Annotated in this window: 19 protein-coding genes and 3 pseudogenes; 7 read left to right on the top strand and 15 right to left on the bottom strand. The window is 34.8% G+C overall.

Annotated elements, in window-relative coordinates:
- Nucleotides 1-235: 235 nt before the first annotated feature.
- The 6 genes and pseudogenes from OPR29_RS02275 to OPR29_RS02300 all read right to left on the bottom strand — a co-directional run bounded on the left by OPR29_RS02275 (nt 236) and on the right by OPR29_RS02300 (nt 4,034).
- Nucleotides 236-1,192 (bottom strand): IS5 family transposase, encoded by a 957-nt coding sequence (locus OPR29_RS02275; RefSeq protein WP_213863789.1) that lies wholly within the window; start codon nt 1,190-1,192, stop codon nt 236-238.
- A 16-nt stretch (nt 1,193-1,208) separates the two neighbouring features.
- Nucleotides 1,209-1,331, bottom strand: coding sequence for a hypothetical protein (locus tag OPR29_RS02280; protein WP_265025385.1), 123 nt, complete (start codon nt 1,329-1,331; stop codon nt 1,209-1,211).
- Nucleotides 1,332-1,431: 100 nt separating this feature from the next.
- On the bottom strand, nt 1,432-2,115 hold the full coding sequence (locus OPR29_RS02285) for a hypothetical protein (RefSeq protein WP_265025386.1): 684 nt from the start codon (nt 2,113-2,115) through the stop codon (nt 1,432-1,434).
- 112 nt (nt 2,116-2,227) lie between these two features.
- Nucleotides 2,228-2,646 (bottom strand): annotated as a pseudogene (gene tnpA, locus OPR29_RS02290) (IS200/IS605 family transposase).
- Between the two features lie 88 nt (nt 2,647-2,734).
- Nucleotides 2,735-3,196, bottom strand: coding sequence for a dUTP diphosphatase (gene dut / locus OPR29_RS02295; RefSeq protein WP_052264873.1), 462 nt, complete (start codon nt 3,194-3,196; stop codon nt 2,735-2,737).
- 424 nt (nt 3,197-3,620) lie between these two features.
- Nucleotides 3,621-4,034 (bottom strand): transposase, encoded by a 414-nt coding sequence (locus tag OPR29_RS02300; protein ID WP_264374475.1) that lies wholly within the window; start codon nt 4,032-4,034, stop codon nt 3,621-3,623.
- A gap of 219 nt (nt 4,035-4,253) precedes the next feature.
- On the opposite strand from OPR29_RS02300, the pseudogene tnpA (OPR29_RS02305) reads away from it, so the two are divergent.
- Nucleotides 4,254-4,672: pseudogene (gene tnpA, locus OPR29_RS02305) on the top strand (IS200/IS605 family transposase).
- Between the two features lie 62 nt (nt 4,673-4,734).
- Here tnpA (OPR29_RS02305) and OPR29_RS02310 read toward each other — a convergent pair.
- Nucleotides 4,735-5,127: pseudogene (locus OPR29_RS02310) on the bottom strand (transposase); the annotation flags it as partial.
- 209 nt (nt 5,128-5,336) lie between these two features.
- Here OPR29_RS02310 and gp17 point away from each other — a divergent pair.
- From gp17 to OPR29_RS02325, 3 genes are read left to right on the top strand one after another with little or no spacing between them, the layout of a single operon-like run.
- Entirely contained in the window at nt 5,337-5,738 is a 402-nt protein-coding gene (gene gp17 / locus OPR29_RS02315) for a tail completion protein gp17 (RefSeq protein ID WP_039833195.1), read from the top strand.
- Complete coding sequence (locus OPR29_RS02320) at nt 5,713-6,102, top strand: phage tail tube protein (RefSeq protein ID WP_007302803.1); 390 nt, start codon at nt 5,713-5,715, stop codon at nt 6,100-6,102. The genes gp17 and OPR29_RS02320 overlap by 26 nt, the downstream gene beginning before the upstream one ends.
- A gap of 58 nt (nt 6,103-6,160) precedes the next feature.
- On the top strand, nt 6,161-6,895 hold the full coding sequence (locus OPR29_RS02325; RefSeq protein WP_254229603.1) for a hypothetical protein: 735 nt from the start codon (nt 6,161-6,163) through the stop codon (nt 6,893-6,895).
- A 56-nt stretch (nt 6,896-6,951) separates the two neighbouring features.
- Here OPR29_RS02325 and OPR29_RS02330 read toward each other — a convergent pair whose 3' ends face one another.
- The 3 genes from OPR29_RS02330 to OPR29_RS02340 form a co-directional block, all read right to left on the bottom strand.
- Entirely contained in the window at nt 6,952-7,323 is a 372-nt protein-coding gene (locus tag OPR29_RS02330) for a holo-[acyl-carrier-protein] synthase (protein ID WP_019236308.1), read from the bottom strand.
- Complete coding sequence (proS, locus tag OPR29_RS02335) at nt 7,320-8,579, bottom strand: proline--tRNA ligase (RefSeq protein ID WP_010401164.1); 1,260 nt, start codon at nt 8,577-8,579, stop codon at nt 7,320-7,322. The genes OPR29_RS02330 and proS overlap by 4 nt, the downstream gene beginning before the upstream one ends.
- 129 nt (nt 8,580-8,708) lie before the next feature.
- Nucleotides 8,709-10,415, bottom strand: a complete 1,707-nt coding sequence (locus OPR29_RS02340; protein WP_265025388.1) for a WH2 domain-containing protein — start codon at nt 10,413-10,415, stop codon at nt 8,709-8,711.
- Nucleotides 10,416-10,734: 319 nt separating this feature from the next.
- Between OPR29_RS02340 and OPR29_RS02345 the strand changes: the two genes are divergently transcribed.
- From OPR29_RS02345 to OPR29_RS02355, 3 genes are all read left to right on the top strand, one after another.
- Nucleotides 10,735-11,229 carry a hypothetical protein gene (locus OPR29_RS02345; protein ID WP_010406678.1) on the top strand — a complete coding sequence of 165 codons (495 nt, stop codon included), beginning with the start codon at nt 10,735-10,737 and terminating at the stop codon, nt 11,227-11,229.
- Nucleotides 11,230-11,256: 27 nt separating this feature from the next.
- Nucleotides 11,257-12,432: a 1-deoxy-D-xylulose-5-phosphate reductoisomerase gene (gene dxr / locus OPR29_RS02350; protein WP_265025389.1), complete on the top strand. Its 1,176-nt coding sequence runs from the start codon at nt 11,257-11,259 to the stop codon at nt 12,430-12,432.
- Between the two features lie 184 nt (nt 12,433-12,616).
- A complete protein-coding gene (locus tag OPR29_RS02355; protein ID WP_265025390.1) occupies nt 12,617-13,561 on the top strand; it encodes an IS5 family transposase in 945 nt (314 codons plus the stop codon).
- Nucleotides 13,562-13,616: 55 nt separating this feature from the next.
- Here OPR29_RS02355 and OPR29_RS02360 read toward each other — a convergent pair whose 3' ends face one another.
- The 5 genes from OPR29_RS02360 to OPR29_RS02380 all read right to left on the bottom strand — a co-directional run bounded on the left by OPR29_RS02360 (nt 13,617) and on the right by OPR29_RS02380 (nt 18,054).
- Nucleotides 13,617-14,513, bottom strand: a complete 897-nt coding sequence (locus tag OPR29_RS02360; RefSeq protein WP_265025391.1) for an ankyrin repeat domain-containing protein — start codon at nt 14,511-14,513, stop codon at nt 13,617-13,619.
- 68 nt (nt 14,514-14,581) lie between these two features.
- Nucleotides 14,582-15,340 carry a phosphate ABC transporter ATP-binding protein PstB gene (gene pstB / locus OPR29_RS02365; RefSeq protein ID WP_265025392.1) on the bottom strand — a complete coding sequence of 253 codons (759 nt, stop codon included), beginning with the start codon at nt 15,338-15,340 and terminating at the stop codon, nt 14,582-14,584.
- Nucleotides 15,337-16,125: a 4-hydroxy-tetrahydrodipicolinate reductase gene (gene dapB, locus OPR29_RS02370; RefSeq protein ID WP_265025393.1), complete on the bottom strand. Its 789-nt coding sequence runs from the start codon at nt 16,123-16,125 to the stop codon at nt 15,337-15,339. The genes pstB and dapB overlap by 4 nt, the downstream gene beginning before the upstream one ends.
- Nucleotides 16,126-16,336: 211 nt before the next feature.
- Nucleotides 16,337-16,822 carry a hypothetical protein gene (locus OPR29_RS02375; RefSeq protein WP_265025394.1) on the bottom strand — a complete coding sequence of 162 codons (486 nt, stop codon included), beginning with the start codon at nt 16,820-16,822 and terminating at the stop codon, nt 16,337-16,339.
- An 83-nt stretch (nt 16,823-16,905) separates the two neighbouring features.
- The gene (locus OPR29_RS02380) at nt 16,906-18,054 is read right to left on the bottom strand and encodes a phage major capsid protein (protein WP_265025395.1); all 1,149 of its coding nucleotides are present in this window, start codon (nt 18,052-18,054) and stop codon (nt 16,906-16,908) included.
- Nucleotides 18,055-18,147: the final 93 nt, after the last annotated feature.

The following is an 18,147-nucleotide window of genomic DNA, read 5'->3' on the forward strand; positions in this document are numbered from 1 at the left end:
GCAAAATAAGATAGAAAAGACAGCTATAGAAATAAATGGTGTTATCCAATATGATGGCAGTGCTCCTTTTTCTGTCATCCCAGTGCTTGACATTGGGATCGAGATTGCAAGTAATGCATTCGGTTTGGTAAGTATGGATTTTGCGTTATAGAATGAAACACTTTTGGTAAAGAAAACTGGATCCCAGTGGGCTTTGTTGCACAGCTCTTCGGATAGTGGGTAATGTATAATAAATTCATGAAGCTATATCAAACTTAGCCATGCCTATTTCAGTAAATTTGTTAAGCAAATAACACTTGAGTAGCAGTTCCTTCTCACGATTAATCTCAGATTTATTCCTAAAACTAAATCCAAATATTTGCTTCAGTCGCGAGAAAAAACTTTCTATATAAGATCTCTTCCAATAATTTATCTCTTTTTTCCACCTCTTCATACCATCTTCATCATATGACTTTATGAGCTTGATTGTAGAATTTCTCTCATTCATATAATCCAACTTTGGATGCTCTACTGCATTATTTTGCGGAGGAATCCTTGTCTTTATGTCAAGCTCATCGCACAGTTTGTATAACTTCTTTCGATTATATGCCCTATCTGCATATATCGTGCTTATGTTATACTTGGTATCCACTCTTTCAATAAGATCACAGGCTCCATAGTGGTCGGAATAAACTCCACTACTGTATTTTGCAGCTATAACTTTTTTACTACCTATCTCTAGCATTACATGTAGCTTTCTTGTTTGCTCATAGCGGCGATACTTTCTATCTGTACCATTTGCCTTACTATGGCCTGGAATATTATTGTAGATGCTGATACCTGTACTATCTATAGCAATTTCAATATCTTCCATATCGTTCTTATCAACTCTGCAGTCGTTGATTTTGATATTAAGCTTTTTAAACCTTCTTGAAGCCTGCGAATAGCTGATAATTTGCAAAATTTTCCCTATTTGCTCAAGATATTTCTCTATAAATCCCACTGTTTGCCTAAGACCAATCCTGAATAGATAGGTTATTATGTGAATTAGAATCACTACTTTGTCGCTGTAGACATTGTTGCCACCTGCTACTTTTGGACTATTTTCGTACCAATTTTCAATGGCATCGTTGATATAATGAAAAACATTTCCCCTTTCTTGAAGAAATTTGTTATATTCATTGCAGTTACTGACTTTCATTCTTATTGGCATATTTTTCCTTTGTCGGCTAAATATCTATTTTATAACAAATTCCATCAGTAACTGCCTGTTCTTTCCTTGAGTGGTGCAACAAAGCCATCCCAGTGTCAAGCACTGGGATGACACCACTTTTGCTTCGATATTTACACATTAGTCATGCATCTGAACGGATACTTTGAGACAGCTTCTATAATAAGCTTAAGTAACCTAACACTAAAAAGTGAAGGGCAGACTTATTTAGTCTGCCTATTTTATACTAAAATTTTTAATGGTTTTCCTTCCTCTTGTTGTTGTTGTTCAACTTTTGATGATTTAACAGTTGAGCTTGGCACAAATTCGATGGTTAGTTCTTGAACATTATTTTCTTCAACGTTTAAACCTAACGTTTTTAACTCCTGTCCACAATTTATCTGTTCAAATGTACTATCCCCTTTCTTCTTGTATAGCTGATGTATATCAAGGAGTTTAGTGTTGCCAAGCAAGATTGGATCAGGATTACCAATATATCTGATCTGACCATAACTCTCAGCTTTGAATACTTCGCCTTTTGAGTTAGTAAAATCTATAGTATATTCACCATTTTCGTTCTTATAGTTCTTTTCAATAAATTCAAGATCTTTATTTGTTACCTGCAACATCAGGTATCTTTGAGAGCTACCAGCAACAATTCTCGGAGCTTTAAGTTCAGATATTTCATTATTTTTCATGAAGGAATATATTGCTAAACTAATCAGTGCAACAGTAACAAATGCTAAAACACTCATTCCAAGTGGTGTAGCTGCAAAAGCTGCAAGTGGAGCAAGTATATAAGTTGAAGACATCAAATATGGTGATGAAAGTGCTACTGCTGCGCCTATAACATACAGAGAAGTAAGTACTAAAAGTGCAGTATTTGTTTTGTGGAGCTGGCCACGGTGGTTTTTAAAAATTAACATAATTGCCTCATTTAAATTAATTAAAGTTGTATGTAAAGAATTATTATTGTCAACTTATAAACATTCAACCACTATGGATTAAAATCCAAAGATTGAGAGAGAGCATAGAATGCTAACTTTCGACTTGAAAGTCACCAAATTTATCTTCTTTTTTAGAGTGATTTTCAATATAATTTTTTATCATTTCGTCAGTTACATTTCCGCTAGTCCTGACAAAGTAGCCTACTGCCCACAACCCAATATCTCTTTTTTAGCTCTGGAAAGTTTTGCTGGATTTTTCTGGAACTTTTTCCTTTTATTAACTGCACTAACTTACTAATACTTAAGTATGGGGGTACAGAAACGTATACGTGTACATGACTTGACGCAACTCTACCTCTGATAATTTCTACTTGATTATTTGCACATACTTCTTGTACAACTTCTTTAGCTTTCTGTCCAATATCTCCAACTAGTACTGGATATCGATATTTTGTTATCCACACTATGTGATATATATACAGAGTGACTGCTTTTTCTATAATATTCCACATTCTTTCAGATTTTTCACCTTAAAATTATATTCTTAAAAGGATGGACTTCAAGTCCAGGGTTTTTCTCCCAAATTTGGGACAATAAATTATCTACCACTTGAGCCAAAGCCTCCTTCATTGCGAGCAGTTTCTTTTGCATAGAATTCTTCTATGTTGTTCCAAATTATCTCAGGTACAGGAGTGATAAGAATTTGTGCAATTCTATCTCCTCTTTTTATTTCATATGGCTGATTACTTAGATTGATTAGGCAAACTTTAACTTCACCTCGATAATCGGAGTCTATAGTGCCCGGAGAATTTAAGACAGTGATTCCATGTTTTGCAGCAAGCCCAGAACGTGGGCGGATTTGCCCCTCAAAACCGTTTGGTATTGCAATCACAATTCCAGTTGGAACAAGTAATCTCTCAAGTGGATTTAAAACAGCAGAGTCATTCAATGCAGCATAAAGATCCATGCCAGCACTCTGCATAGTTGCATAACAGGGAAGAGGCAGGCTTTCGCCATGTGATAACTTTTTTATTTCTACTTTAATTTTGTCTCTTTGCATTTTTATTCACCAGTTATGAAAATTTGATTGTAGCATGTAAATTATGCCTGTAAAAGATAAGAAAACTACTTGACAAATGTTGCGAGCTTTCCTTATCATGACATTGAGGGTATTTATGACTCAAAACTTGTTTTTGACCTGCAGACAAAAACTCAGTAAAAAACTTAAGGTACTTATTGGCGAAATTATAGTGGCTGCATGTCTTTTTTATTTTTTCTACATTCAGCCAAATCGCGCTTGTTAGCACATTATTACAGCGCCAACTTAAATTATTAAAACTCACTACGTGTGGGTTCTTTTGCCTTTTTTATAATTAGTAAATTTATTAATATTTTGGATTAGTGAGGAGTCCTATAGAGATAGCACTTGATGCTGGAATGGCTTTGTTGCATAGCTCCTGATAAGGCAGGTAGGTACAGTAAATTCATGCAGCTAATTCGAACTTAGCCATACCTATATCAGTAAATTTATTAAGCAAATAGCACTTAATTAGTAATTCTTTTTCACGATTTATTTCAGATTTATTCTTGAGACTAAACCCAAACGTTTTTTTCAACCTATAGAAAAAACATTCAACAAAGGATCTTAGTCCATATTTTGTTTCTTGTGTCCATTTCTTTATACCGTTCTCATAGTTTTCACATAATTTAATCACATTAATGTTGCTATTTCTTTCTAATTGATAATCAATTTTCTCATAGATTTTCGCACCTTTTATTGGTCGAATGATTGGTTTTATATTATGTCCTTTACACACTTTATACATACTAGCTTTATCATAAGCTGCATCTGCGCGAACAGATGAAATATTATATTTATCTACTGTTCCCTTTAACATATCGCATGATAATCAAGTGTAGTACCATTAGTGTACTTCATATCTATAACTTTTTTATTATTTATACTTAAAATAATATGTAACTTTCTTACTTGATCATATCCATTATATTTTCTTACTTTTGCATTTTCTTTATTGTCCCAAATTTGGGAGAAAAACCCTGGACTTGAAGTCCATCCTTTTAAGAATATAATTTTAAGGTGAAAAATCTGAAAGAATGTGGAATATTATAGAAAAAGCAGTCACTCTGTATATATATCACATAGTGTGGATAACAAAATATCGATATCCAGTACTAGTTGGAGATATTGGACAGAAAGCTAAAGAAGTTGTACAAGAAGTATGTGCAAATAATCAAGTAGAAATTATCAGAGGTAGAGTTGCGTCAAGTCATGTACACGTATACGTTTCTGTACCCCCATACTTAAGTATTAGTAAGTTAGTGCAGTTAATAAAAGGAAAAAGTTCCAGAAAAATCCAGCAAAACTTTCCAGAGCTAAAAAAGAGATATTGGGTTGTGGGCAGTAGGCTACTTTGTCAGGACTAGCGGAAATGTAACTGACGAAATGATAAAAAATTATATTGAAAATCACTCTAAAAAAGAAGATAAATTTGGTGACTTTCAAGTCGAAAGTTAGCATTCTATGCTCTCTCTCAATCTTTGGATTTTAATCCATAGTGGTTGAATACGTTGATGGGTGTTGTTATAGATACAAATACTGGTGCTATCTATAGCTATTTCAATGTTTTCCATACCATTTTTATCAATTCTACAATCATCAATTTTCAAGTTAAGCTTTTTGAATCTTCTAGAAGCTTGAGTATAGCTAATGACTTTGAGGTCTTTTCCCATTTGCTCTATACAACCTTTTACGAAACCAACTGCTTGTCTTAAGCCAATCCTAAAAAAATGGACTACTATATGTATCAAAATTACAACTTTATCACTATAAATGTTATTGCCACCTGCAACTTTTGGACTATTTTCATACCAATTTTCTATGGCTTGATTAACAAAATGAAAAACATTTCCTCTTTTTTGAAGAAATTTGTTATATTCGTAGCAGTTACTGACCTTCATTTTGACTGGCATATTGGTGGTTAAATACCTGTTTTATAATGATTTCTGTCAGTAACTTCCAGTTTTTTTTACTTGAGCCATGCAACAAAGCCATCCCAGTACTGGGATGACAAGAAAGAGCTACTGGAATGACATCATTATAAAGTGAACCAGTGTCTGGGCATGTGATGACACCATCTGTTGTACCTACAAATTGCAATGTTCTTAGCCGTATCTGTGAGATGGAAAAAATTCAAATTATAAATGAGTTGTATAATAGTATTTATGCAGCATTAAAAGCAAACTCTGATTTAAAGAAATATGTTACTAACATCTATGATTACCTGCCTAAGCAGGTTACTATTCCTTATCTGAGATTGCGCATAGTAAATTATGTTAACCTGCATATGCTATCTAATTTTGCTACAAAAGTAAGATTTTCATGCGACATATATACTTATCATATAAGCAGCATGCTTGCTGCTATAAAGCATGTTGGCTTGGTGGTAAAGAGCATTAGTAGTGAGACCATTTTGGAAAGTAATTGTGCTATAAATCAGCATGATGAAGTTTTACATTCAACAATTAATTTTGATATTTTAATACAAGGAGGTAGCGATGAGCAAATTACAGCTGAAAATTAAAGGTCATGACAATAATTTTGTTGTGCTGAATAATATACGAAACTTAAGGTTTACTTTGCGTAATAACAAAGAGGAGATGAAAGATATTTCCTCTTTTGGCTGGAGAAAAGTGCTTGATTGTGCTGGAAGTAGAAAGATTACAATAAAGATTAATGGCATTTTAAATTCAGTATTGGCTGATGAATTATTGCGTAATTCTGCAATGTTAAACTCTAATAATGATTATGAGATTAGTTTTAATGCTAAGGAGAAGATAAAACTCAGGTGTTCGGTTGAATTGTATGAGAGATATTATGATCCTGCCACTTTTGACAGCTTCACTGTAGTTTTAGCCAGTGCTGAAGTTGTGAACACTTTTCATTAGTGTTAATTTAATTTTTTCATATACAATAATAATAAGTGGGAATAAATTAAAAAAAATTATGAACGATGAGGATCTTTTCGAAGAAGGTGATGATAATGTTGAAGAGAATAGCGATGACAGAAGAGAAAGGAATTTGAAGAATGAAAATCAGCTCGAAGAGCAATTTAAAGAGTATTTAAAACCTTTCGAGGATATTTTAAGTCAAATTGATGAAGGAGTTGATAATTTAGATAGTTACGAAAGGACTATGCAAGTAAAGCGAAGTATAGATAGGCTCATAGAAACCTTATATAGCCAAGCAGCATCTGAGGATATTGATGTAGAACTTGAAACCACAAAACACACTCGCGATAAATCAGAGTCCAAGAAAAGAGTTCTGGAAAAGAGAAAGAAACAACTGATGGAAGAGATCTTAAGTTTTCAACAACAAAAGGAGCTAATGAATAGTAGGGAAAAACATGAAGTAGCAAGTGATGGGGATGTTCAGAAGGCAAAAGCACGAGTGAAGTCTTCAATTAGGGGGGTGTTGTTTTCAGTTATTGCTCATAGAATGGATCCACGAAGGAGGGCAGGGGAAACTGCTGATGATAATGAAAAGCAAGCTCGTATATATGGTAGGGAAGCAGTTGGTGGAGCTCTAGGTGCACTTCTGAAAGCATTTTTAACCGCAGTTACTGCCGTTGTACGCGAAATTGCTAAACCACTTCAACATATGAATACACAAGAGACGTCTTTTGCAAAACAAGTTGAAGAAAGCAGAAACCAGGATTCACAAAAAGGTCGATCTGTGTAGGTCAAAGTATAATTTCAAAAAAAATTTTTGAAATCATATGTACTAAACAATATCTACTAAACGCAAATTACAACAAACGCAGTAGCATAATCTTGATCATCACTTAGAGAAAGGTGTATCTTGTAGTCTTTTGAGATGAAATCCTTTGTGATAGCAAGATGTGGTTTTCCCCTGATATTACTGTATATTTCTATATCTTTCATTATAATTCCCTGGCTGAATCCAGTGCCTAGCGCTTTAACAAAAGCTTCCTTTGCAGCAAAGCGTTTAGCAAAATATTTTGCCCTTACTTCTTGGCTATTATATTTTTTGCTTATCTCTATCTCCTTCTTAGTATAGATTTTATTGAGAAATTTTTCCCCGTATTTTTGTGATATTCTCAATATTCTGGGTATATATACTATGTCAGTGCCAATACCGTATATCATTTTGCGCTAAAACGATTTATTGCTTCTTCAACTTGTATTTCCTCTACCTCGCCAGTTGCTCTATTTTTTACTTCAACTATATTTGAAGTTACTGCTTTCTTTCCAATAATTATTTGCCACGGCAAGCCTATCAGATCCATTCTGGCAAATTTCACTCCTACACTTTCGTCCGTATCATCATAAAGCACTTCATCGCTTTTCAAAGCTTTGTATATTTTATCTGCAGCCTCCGTTACTTTTGTTTGTAAATTGATCAAACCAACCTTAAAAGGAGCTACTGCCTCTGGCCAGATAATTCCTTTATCATCATGGAAAGCTTCTATTATTGCGCCAACAAGCCTTGAAACTCCAATACCATACGAACCCATATGCATGTTAACATTTTTTCCATCTTGAGAAGTAACACTTGCCTTCATAGGCTTTGAATATTTGTCGCCAAAATAAAAAATATGCCCTATTTCAATACCTTTACTAACATTTAACTGTTCTTGCGGTATAGGACAAATTTTAGGATCATGCATATCGTCTGCAACTGCATATATGCTCTTCAGGCTTTCAATATCTTCGCTTTCTAGTAATTCAAAAAGTTTATTGTCATAATATAGAGTGCTCTCACCGGTGTTTGCCAATATATGAAATTCATGACTTAAATTTCCTCCAATTGGTCCTGTATCTGCCCTCACTCCAATTGGAGTAAGCCCCATTCGTTTGAAGATTTTTATGTAAGTTTTATACATCAAATTATATGAATTCAGTGCACCTTCGTAATCTACATCAAAACTGTATGCATCCTTCATCAGAAATTCCCTGCCTCTCATAACGCCATAACGAGGTCTTACTTCGTCACGAAACTTCCACTGAATTTGATATAAACAAAGTGGTAAATCTTTGTAACTTTTTACCGTATTTCTAATCAAATCAGTTACCACCTCCTCATGTGTTGGACCAAAAAGCATATCGCTTTCATGCCTATCTTTAATACGTAGCATTTCTTTGCCGTAATCATCGTAACGTCCTGACTCTCGCCAAAGACTTGCTGGCTGCACACAAGGCATTAACACTTCAATCGCACCAATTTCATCTCTGATAATATTTTCAATATTTTTAAGTACCAAAAGACCAAGCGGCAGCCAAGAATAAATTCCAGATGCTGTCTGCTTGATTAAGCCCGCACGTAACAAATATTGATGAGAAATAATTTCAGCACCAGCAGGGGTTTCTTTTAAAGTTGGCAGGTAATATTGAGATAAACGCATTTGATAAATCTGATTGTACTAAGTAATCTTAGTACAATCAGACCTGTAGGTAAACTTATTTAAAGTGTGTTGTGCCTACTTTGAGCTCATAGCCTTTGTTTTCTGCATAAAACTTTGAAATCAGCCACTTCACACTTTTGCAGCAAATATTTCCCTGCGCTCGTTCAAAGGAAGAGTAGATGGGTCTTGCACCTCATTACTCACTTGGTCTGCACCACTTCCTTTTGTTGTAGAAGGAGAAGCACCTTTCTCCTTTTTCTCCTGTCTCATCTCTTGTCTTGTCTTATCAAGGTTGATGCAAGGTATAGAATGTGGTTGTGTTTCCCAATCTTCATCATCAGGTACATTACCACTATTGCTCAATAAATTATTACTAGGGCTATTTAGTAATGAATTTGTACTGAACATTATATTCTGGAATACTCTTGATTCGTTTAGCCCTTGTACGGGGTTCTTTAGCTCTTTATTGGACGTGTTATTTGGTTCTATAAGTGATCCTTCCAAACTATAAAGAGAATCATCTCGTTTCTCTAAGGAATCTAGCTGTTCATATTGACAATACATTTCCTTTCTTCGTCCTAGAACTGTTCTTTTCAAATTATCATTCATATAATCTCCTTGTTGCATACTCTCGCTATTGCTTGGCTCTTTGTCAGTTTTTTGACTTTCAACTTTCCTTATTGGACCTGTAGTAGTATCACTATTGCTATGTTCAAGCTTTTTTGCCTCCTGTGAATCACTATTTTGTGATTGATTTTGATTTAGCGGTTGTACGCCGTTCTCTTGCTTCCCAGGAGTACTTTCCTCCTCTTGTTTTTGAGGTATTTTCAAATCATCCTTAGGAAGATAATTTTTCTCTTCATCTGGAACTTTTTTCAAAGTACGAGTTTGTCTAATCGCTGCAAGTAGATCGCTTCGAGCATCCACTGAGGTATTAGATTGTTTTTGCTGCACATTTTTTTGGTTAGCATCACTAGGGCTACTTTTTCTTGTTACCCTTGGTGCTGTAGACAGATCTTTTGATTTCACAGGTGGCAGAGGAGGTGGTGGCGGTGTACTGGGTGTTCCAGACATTTTTGGAGATGATATAGTAGTATTGCTGTGTTCCAAGCTTTCTGTTTCTTTCTGCAATTCACTATATTGTGATTGTTTTCTACCAGGATCAACTCCTTTCTCGCTGTTTATTGCAGAAATGTGTGAATTGATAAGATATACAGCTGAGCTCAACATAACCAATGCAGAAACAGAAGCAATAACTGCAAAAAGCACTGGTACTGCAACACCACTTGATACAGCCGAAATCATAAAATACGTGCATACTCCAGCTACAGCACCTGATGTAAATAATAACAAAATAGCAATTGAATATTTTAAGCCAGTTGCCTTTTTTTGTTCTGCTACAGATGACTTTTGATTTTCACTATCAGACTGTACACCATTATGTTGTCCAGTCATAGGTTTTTTCGGCACAACCTGTTTAGTATTGCTTCTGTCATTTTTAGTTTTGTCACTCGCATTATCTTCTTCTTTTGACTGAGCGCTATTTCTGGTTTCTGGATTCTTAACATGAATACTATTCTTGCTTCCTTTATCTGCAGTTTTGTCACTCGCATTATTTGCTTCCTTTAATTTTGAATTATTTTTCAACTCTTCGAGAAAATTTGGATTAGAAACCTCAGATAGACCTCTTTTTAATTGAGTGCCACTGCTGCTTTTTTCTGCAGTAACACTAGGAGATTTTCCATCTTTATCGTTATGCTTATCAGTGTTCTTCCAACCCGGAGGTGGGGGTGGTGGCGGAGCTGATGATGGTGTGTTATTATTATTAGTAAGCATTTTTCTTCCTCATTATTAATATAATATTAATGATAATTAAATTATTAGTACTTGTCAATAATTTATGAGTAAGTTAATATTAAGATAATAAAATAAAAAGGAAAGAGAGAGGAGCAGTCTTCTAAGAAGAAATAGAAGCTATCTTAAACCTCAAGTCATCACTTTGTTATCACAGCACATCATCGATGTTTTGGTATAGAGTAATCAGAATCATAAAAATAGCTTAGTGTTAGATATTTTTATGATAACCTCTCTTAAACAATTGATATTTTACAGTGTTTTTGGTAAAATAATAGCTTAAGGCTTAGAATAAAAGTTTATGAGTGAAGCACAAGGTCCAAATATTGCAGAATGGCAGGCACAGCAGCAACACCAGGAAGCCGCTAGTGAGAAAAGTGGTTTCGGTCTTGGTCATAGTGACTCTGTTGCAACAATTGTGGATGGAATGAAGTGGATGTTCAACTTTCATGAAGGAGCAATTGCTGCTTATAATAATGTGTTTGAAGGTTTGGTCAGTGGTAGCAGTCTAGTAACGTTATTTGGGAAATCAGGTAATATGTTTGGCATAAAATTTCTTGAAAGTCTTGCTGAATATTTTTCAGGTGGAGGTGGAGAAGATATGCCATCAGAAGGAATGGGTATGGACTACGGTGATGAGGGGCATCATCCGGATGATTATCCCCACTCTAACAATGAAATAGCTCAAAGTGCCGATGGTTTGCATGATATGCATGATGCAGGTGATCATCATGGCCAATCTTTTTCACCTGGTCCTTCACCATCTGTTGGTGATGATCATGAGCTTGGTTACTAAATAACTAAGAAGATTTTATTGTAATTAGTGAAAAAAGTTTCAGTTTTAGGATCAACAGGAAGCATTGGAAAAAAGACTGTAGATTTGCTCTTAAAGAGAAAGGAAGAATATCAGGTGGAAGCACTAAGTGCCAATTCTAACTTTGCTCTGCTAGCACAACAGGCAAATCTACTTAATGCAAAATATGCTGCCATTTCTGATGAAAGGTTCTACAAAGATTTAAAAGAAGATCTACTTGGTACAAACGTCAAAGTAGAAGTTGGTGCTCCAGGTCTAGCAAATGTTGCTTCTCTACCTGTTGATCTCTCAGTTATTGTAATAGTTGGCATCGCAGGCCTTGAGCCAGTTATAAAGGTTATAGAAAGTGGTACTAAAGTTATTGCCCTAGCAAATAAAGAAAGCATTGTTTGTGGTGGCAAGTTACTGCTTGAAAAAGCTAAAGAAAGGAGCGTACAAATAATTCCCATCGACTCTGAACACAACGCAATTTTTCAAGTTTTGCAAAATGATGATAAATGTGTAGAAAAGATTATACTCACTGCCTCTGGTGGACCATTTTTAAATTATAGCCTTGAACAATTAAAAAATATTACAGTAAATCAGGCACTAAGTCACCCTACTTGGAAAATGGGAAAGAAAATCTCAGTTGATAGTGCAACAATGATGAATAAAGCACTAGAAATAATAGAAGCACATCATTTGTTTAAAATTAGCCCAAATAGAATTGAAGCAGTAGTGCATCCTGAATCGATAGTACATGGAGTTGTAGTTTACCAGGATGGGTTTAGCTTTGCTGTGCTTGCAGAAACTGATATGGAAATTCCCATTGCATATGCTTTGTCTTGGCCAGAAAGATCAACTTTGAACTACAAGTTAGACTTAACAAAACAAAAAAAATTGACCTTTCAAGAACCAGACCACAAATGTTTTTCTTCACTAAAGCTAAGCATGGAAGTGTTAAATTCTTCTTCTCCACATACAAATAGTATTGTTTTGAACGCTGCAAATGAGATAGCTGTTAACGAATTTTTGAAGTCACGAATCGGCTTTTTAGAAGTAGTAGAGGTAGTAAAATCAACAATAGAAAACTTTGACAAGTACTCTGATATTAACTCACTATCCGACATAATAAGTGTCGATTTTGAAAGCCGTATTCTTGCCAATGAAATCATAAAAAGTAAAGGTATCTGTTCAGCAGAGTGATAAAATAAGGTAGACGAGAAAAGACAACTAAATGGTCAAGTAGCCCCATTTCATACTCCTGTCATTCTAGTAGCTGACACTGGGATGGCTTTGTTGCACCACTCAAGGAAAGAACAGGCAGTTACTGATGGAATTTGTTATAAAATAGATATTTAGCCGACAAAGGAAAAATACGCCAATAAGAATGAAAGTCAGTAACTGCAATGAATATAACAAATTTCTTCAAGAAAGGGGAAATGTTTTTCATTATATCAACGATGCCATTGAAAATTGGTACGAAAATAGTCCAAAAGTAGCAGGTGGCAACAATGTCTACAGCGACAAAGTAGTGATTCTAATTCACATAATAACCTATCTATTCAGGATTGGTCTTAGGCAAACAGTGGGATTTATAGAGAAATATCTTGAGCAAATAGGGAAAATTTTGCAAATTATCAGCTATTCGCAGGCTTCAAGAAGGTTTAAAAAGCTTAATATCAAAATCAACGACTGCAGAGTTGATAAGAACGATATGGAAGATATTGAAATTGCTATAGATAGTACAGGTATCAGCATCTACAATAATATTCCAGGCCATAGTAAGGCAAATGGTACAGATAGAAAGTATCGCCGCTATGAGCAAACAAGAAAGCTACATGTAATGCTAGAGATAGGTAGTAAAAAAGTTATAGCTGCAAAATACAGTAGTGGAGTTTATTCCGACCACTATGGAGCCTGTGATCTTATTGAAAGAGTGGATACCAAGTATAACATAAGCACGATATATGCAGATAGGGCATATAATCGAAAGAAGTTATACAAACTGTGCGATGAGCTTGACATAAAGACAAGGATTCCTCCGCAAAATAATGCAGTAGAGCATCCAAAGTTGGATTATATGAATGAGAGAAATTCTACAATCAAGCTCATAAAGTCATATGATGAAGATGGTATGAAGAGGTGGAAAAAAGAGATAAATTATTGGAAGAGATCTTATATAGAAAGTTTTTTCTCGCGACTGAAGCAAATATTTGGATTTAGTTTTAGGAATAAATCTGAGATTAATCGTGAGAAGGAACTGCTACTCAAGTGTTATTTGCTTAACAAATTTACTGAAATAGGCATGGCTAAGTTTGATATAGCTTCATGAATTTATTATACATTACCCACTATCCGAAGAGCTGTGCAACAAAGCCATTCCAGCGTCAAGTGCTGGAATGACACCTTACCTGAACAGATAAATCACTAGCACGTTCGTTCACAATAACTTGAGAGAAGCTTACATCATTAATAACTGTATTTGCTCTATACAGAAAACCACATCCTATTGCAAAAAAAAGCAACGAAGTTGCAGCAAGTGGAACTGGGTTGTCAACTACGAAACATAGACCAACAGCAAATACTCCAGATAACAAAAAAGCACAAGCATAATTAGTTTGTTTCCTTTTTTGAGCGACTGCTTCTATCTTTAGGAATTCTGGTTCTATTGCTTTCTTGACATGTCCTGCAATACAATTTCTTGGACTTTTGTTTTCATAGTTTTTAATATTAGGTTTGATATTTGGATGTGTAAGTAATATTTCTATCATGTTTACATTTCCCAACTTGCAAGCAATGTGTAGAGCTGTATTTTTTTCCTTCTTGCCGGTCTTAATTTCCTCCTCTGCACGAGCATAATTTTGAGGTATAAATCCTTCATTAACAGGTTGTGAATTGTCAAGGTATATGCAGCGAAGATATGGACTCCTATCTACTACTTCTCTCTCCTCAAATTCGTAAACTGGATAACCATCATGTTCCTTTGGTCTTCTCTCCATAACAGCTTGCTTGCTTTTAATATTTAAATCGATTTTTTTATGTTCTACAAGCAACTTAGCCATAAGCTCTAAATATTGATGTTCATCGTTATTACTAGTAACAAAAGCTGAAATAATGCACATCAAAGGTGTCATCCCATCCTCAAAAGCGTTAACATTCGCTCCTTCTTTCAATGCTTGTTGAAAATGATTCCAAGCTTCCTCAGGTGTTATTCTTTCACCACTAGCATTTTGAAATTCAATAGCTTTAAACAACTTTTTTGTTGCTTCACTTGTACTAAACATTTTAACCCCCTATCACAACAAACTTGATAAAATTATACATAGAAAAAATTAAAATATCAACTATTAAGCTAATGATCCAGAATATACTCCTTCGTTAAAGGAGACTGAGCATTTTCAAAGATTTCTTGAGTACTTCCGAATTCAACAATCTTGCCATTGCAAAAGAAAACTATGCTGTCAGATAATTTTTTAGCTTGCTTCATCGAATGAGTTACCATAATTATGGTGAACCTCAATTTTAACTCTTGTATAAGGTTTTCGATTGCGTTGGTTGCCATTGGATCAAGGGCAGAGCATGGTTCATCCATTAATAAAATAGTTGGCTTTACTGCAATTGCACGAGCAATGCATAATCTTTGTTGCTGGCCACCAGATAAATTTAGTGCACTATCTTGCAATCTATCTTTCAACTCTTCCCATAAACCAACCTTAGTTAAACTACTCTCTACTATTTCATCTAATTTTTGCTTATTTTTCACCATTCCATGCAACTTAGACCCATAAGCAACATTATCATATATTGACTTTGGAAAAGGATTGGGTTTTTGAAATACCATACCAACTTTTGCTCTGAGCAATACAACATCCATATCACGTGAATATATATTACCCAGCCCATCGATTACCAGTTCACCAGTCGCTCTACATCCAGGTACGTAATCATTCATACGATTGAAACAACGCAAAAATGTCGATTTACCGCACCCAGAAGGTCCGATAAAAGTTGTGACTTTCTTTTTGCAAATATTCAAATTTATATCGAATAAAACTTGTTTAGAGCCATACCAAAGATTTAAATTTTTAACGAAAGCGTATTTATCGTTCATACTAAATCCTGCATTGAATAAAGTCCTGGAGTTTTATTCTCGCACAACCATATTGCTGCCTGAACCGCCCCTCTAGCAAACGTTGTACGATCAATTGCCTTGTGATTTAATTCTACTCGTTCATCGGAATTGACAAACATGACACTGTGATCTCCTATTACTCCACCTCCACGAGATACTGCAAAGCCTATTCCTCCTTTCCCTATTATATTTGAATTATTATGTGAATATTGATTGAGCTCAAAATCCACTTTTGCAGCGTTAGCAACTGCTTTACCAAACTCTATAGCTGTTCCAGATGGTGAATCCTTTTTTAAATTGTGATGCATTTCCCAAATTTCAACGTCATACTCATTACCTAAAAGCTTGGCAGCTTCTTTTACCAATTTCAGCAACACATTAACTCCAACACTCATATTTGCTGACCATAATATTGGAACTTTAGCAGCATATTCTTTAAAATTTAGACCTTCTATTCCAGTTGTGCCACTAACTAGCGGTTTTTTAAATTTCACGGCCGCCTTAAGGCATTCTAGCATACATTCTTTAGTTGTAAAATCTATTACAACATCGGACGATTCAAATACCTCACTAATAGAACTTGTAATTTTGATTCCTAAATTGCAATTATTGCCTACAATAGGCCCAATATCTAAGCCTATATACTCACTGCCCAAGCGAGCAACAGCACCTGCTATTTCCACTTTGGTATTCGTAATTAATTCATTGAGTATTTTCTTACCCATTCTGCCTAAGCAGCCTATTACTCCAACTTTGATTTTCATAAAGCTTTTTCCACTATGTTAGGCTTTTTTTGAAGCTTTGTCATCTTTATAAGCTTAGCATATTTAGCCTTACACTGATAAAACTATAGCTATACATCGATGAATCTATTGAAAATTGATACGAAAAATTGTAATTAGTCAATTTTCTCCTATGGAGAAAACTTATAAAGAAAAAAAGAGCACCAAAGGAGGTGCTCTTTTTAACAGTTTGCTATAGTGAATGTGCATTAAGAGATTGACTAGTATCAGTAGCATGTTGTTTTACTTTTGGATCATTAATTTTTGAACTTAATAAAAGCTTTTTCATTTTTTCTGGTTTATTATCACCATAAACTTCTTTGCCATCTAGAGTCCCAACTGAATTTATAGATAGACATATCTTGCCATTTTCTATCATCATTTCCGAGTCGTAACGACCTGTAATATATAAATTTCTACCATCATGTGAATCGAAACGAAACTCACCATCAATTACATTACCATGTCCATCTTTATTGTTTGGAAGTGTTACACCTTGCGGTATAACCAACCCTATTTTACCGTCGCTCAATTCTACAAAAGATAACGCCACTATCCTTTCCTTAGGGTCACTTACTAGGTTTGCCTTATTACTAGACCACAAGTTTTTAATGCTGTTCCAGACTGATGCAATTCTTCCTGCAATCGACTGAAAAAAGTTTTTTATTTTTTTTAACATATTTTACTCCTTGAATTAATAATAATTTAATTATTGCATAAAAAATATAACATATCAACTATTTTATAAAATAGTATAAAATATTAGTACTTATTCGCAATTTTCAACAATTTAATAGCACTGGTGTTTACAACTTCCCCGCCAACACGCTTAGTGACAAAAAATCTAACATAAGGTTTGTTTGTATAAGGGTCTCTAAGTATTCTCATTCCTCTGTTATCTACGATCTTATAAGCTTGTTTGAAATCCGCTACTGCAATCATTGTAGGTGGCATATCAGCAGATTGATATACTGGTATTCCCATCAAAGTATCTGGAGTTTCAAGCGATAAACTCGGCTGCCAGAGATACTGACCTGTTTCAGATTTTAGTAGCCTCACGTCCTTTAACGTACTCCTGTTCATTAAAAATGATGCATTTTTAGAGTAATGTTCATTTAGAGAGTAGTACAATATCATTATGGCGTCGCTGTCTAGCTTATCAGCTTTGATTTGCTCTATTTTATCTTCGTAAGCTAAAATTCCTTTAGGCTGAAAAGTGCCATCACCTTTAATAAAGGCTTCATTCTCTTTCTTACTGAAAGTTTCGGCAACCTTTTCTACAAGCCAACTTTCAACATTGACAAATGCATCATCGAGCAATTTTTGTGATATTTGCGGCTGAGCATAGAGCTCATAAGTTGTGATGGAAATCTTTTGAATTTTAGGTGTACTTGTGTCTTGTGTAAAATCATACTTAGATTTATAGCCACCATCTTCGTCCTCTACGACTTCACCACTCCAACCTGCACCAGCACGGTCACAATCTTCTATAATATAATCCAATGTTTCAGTAGAGATTCTTTGACTAGAACATATTTGCCGCATTGGAGATGAATCAGCTATACGCTTGTTTATCCGTTTTACAATGTGAGGAGTAACTAAATACCCTCCAATATCATTGTCATCTCCACTTAGGGTTTTGTGTGATAACCTACTTTCCATTCCTTTGCGAATATAATCAGAAAAATATTTATCACCTGTATTAAAATCTGTGCTAATCTCTGGGCGTTGAGCTGAAGTTTCAATAAAATCTAAGCGCTCTTTGCAATTATCAATATTACTATTTATCTTGCATAGCTGCTCAGGTCCTTTGCTTTCGATTTCTTTTAGTTTGCGATCATTTATTAATTTAAATTGCTCCCATGATGAAGCGAGTTCATTAACACGGTGAGCGATATCGGTAAGTGACATAATAGCCTCCTTTAAAAATAAAATTAGAATAGTATTGTAGTTTGAAGGTAATCTTTATCAGTAATCTCAGTACCTTTTTGTTGTCATGCAAAC

Source organism: Wolbachia endosymbiont (group B) of Pammene fasciana (assembly GCF_947251495.1).
Taxonomy (GTDB): domain Bacteria; phylum Pseudomonadota; class Alphaproteobacteria; order Rickettsiales; family Anaplasmataceae; genus Wolbachia.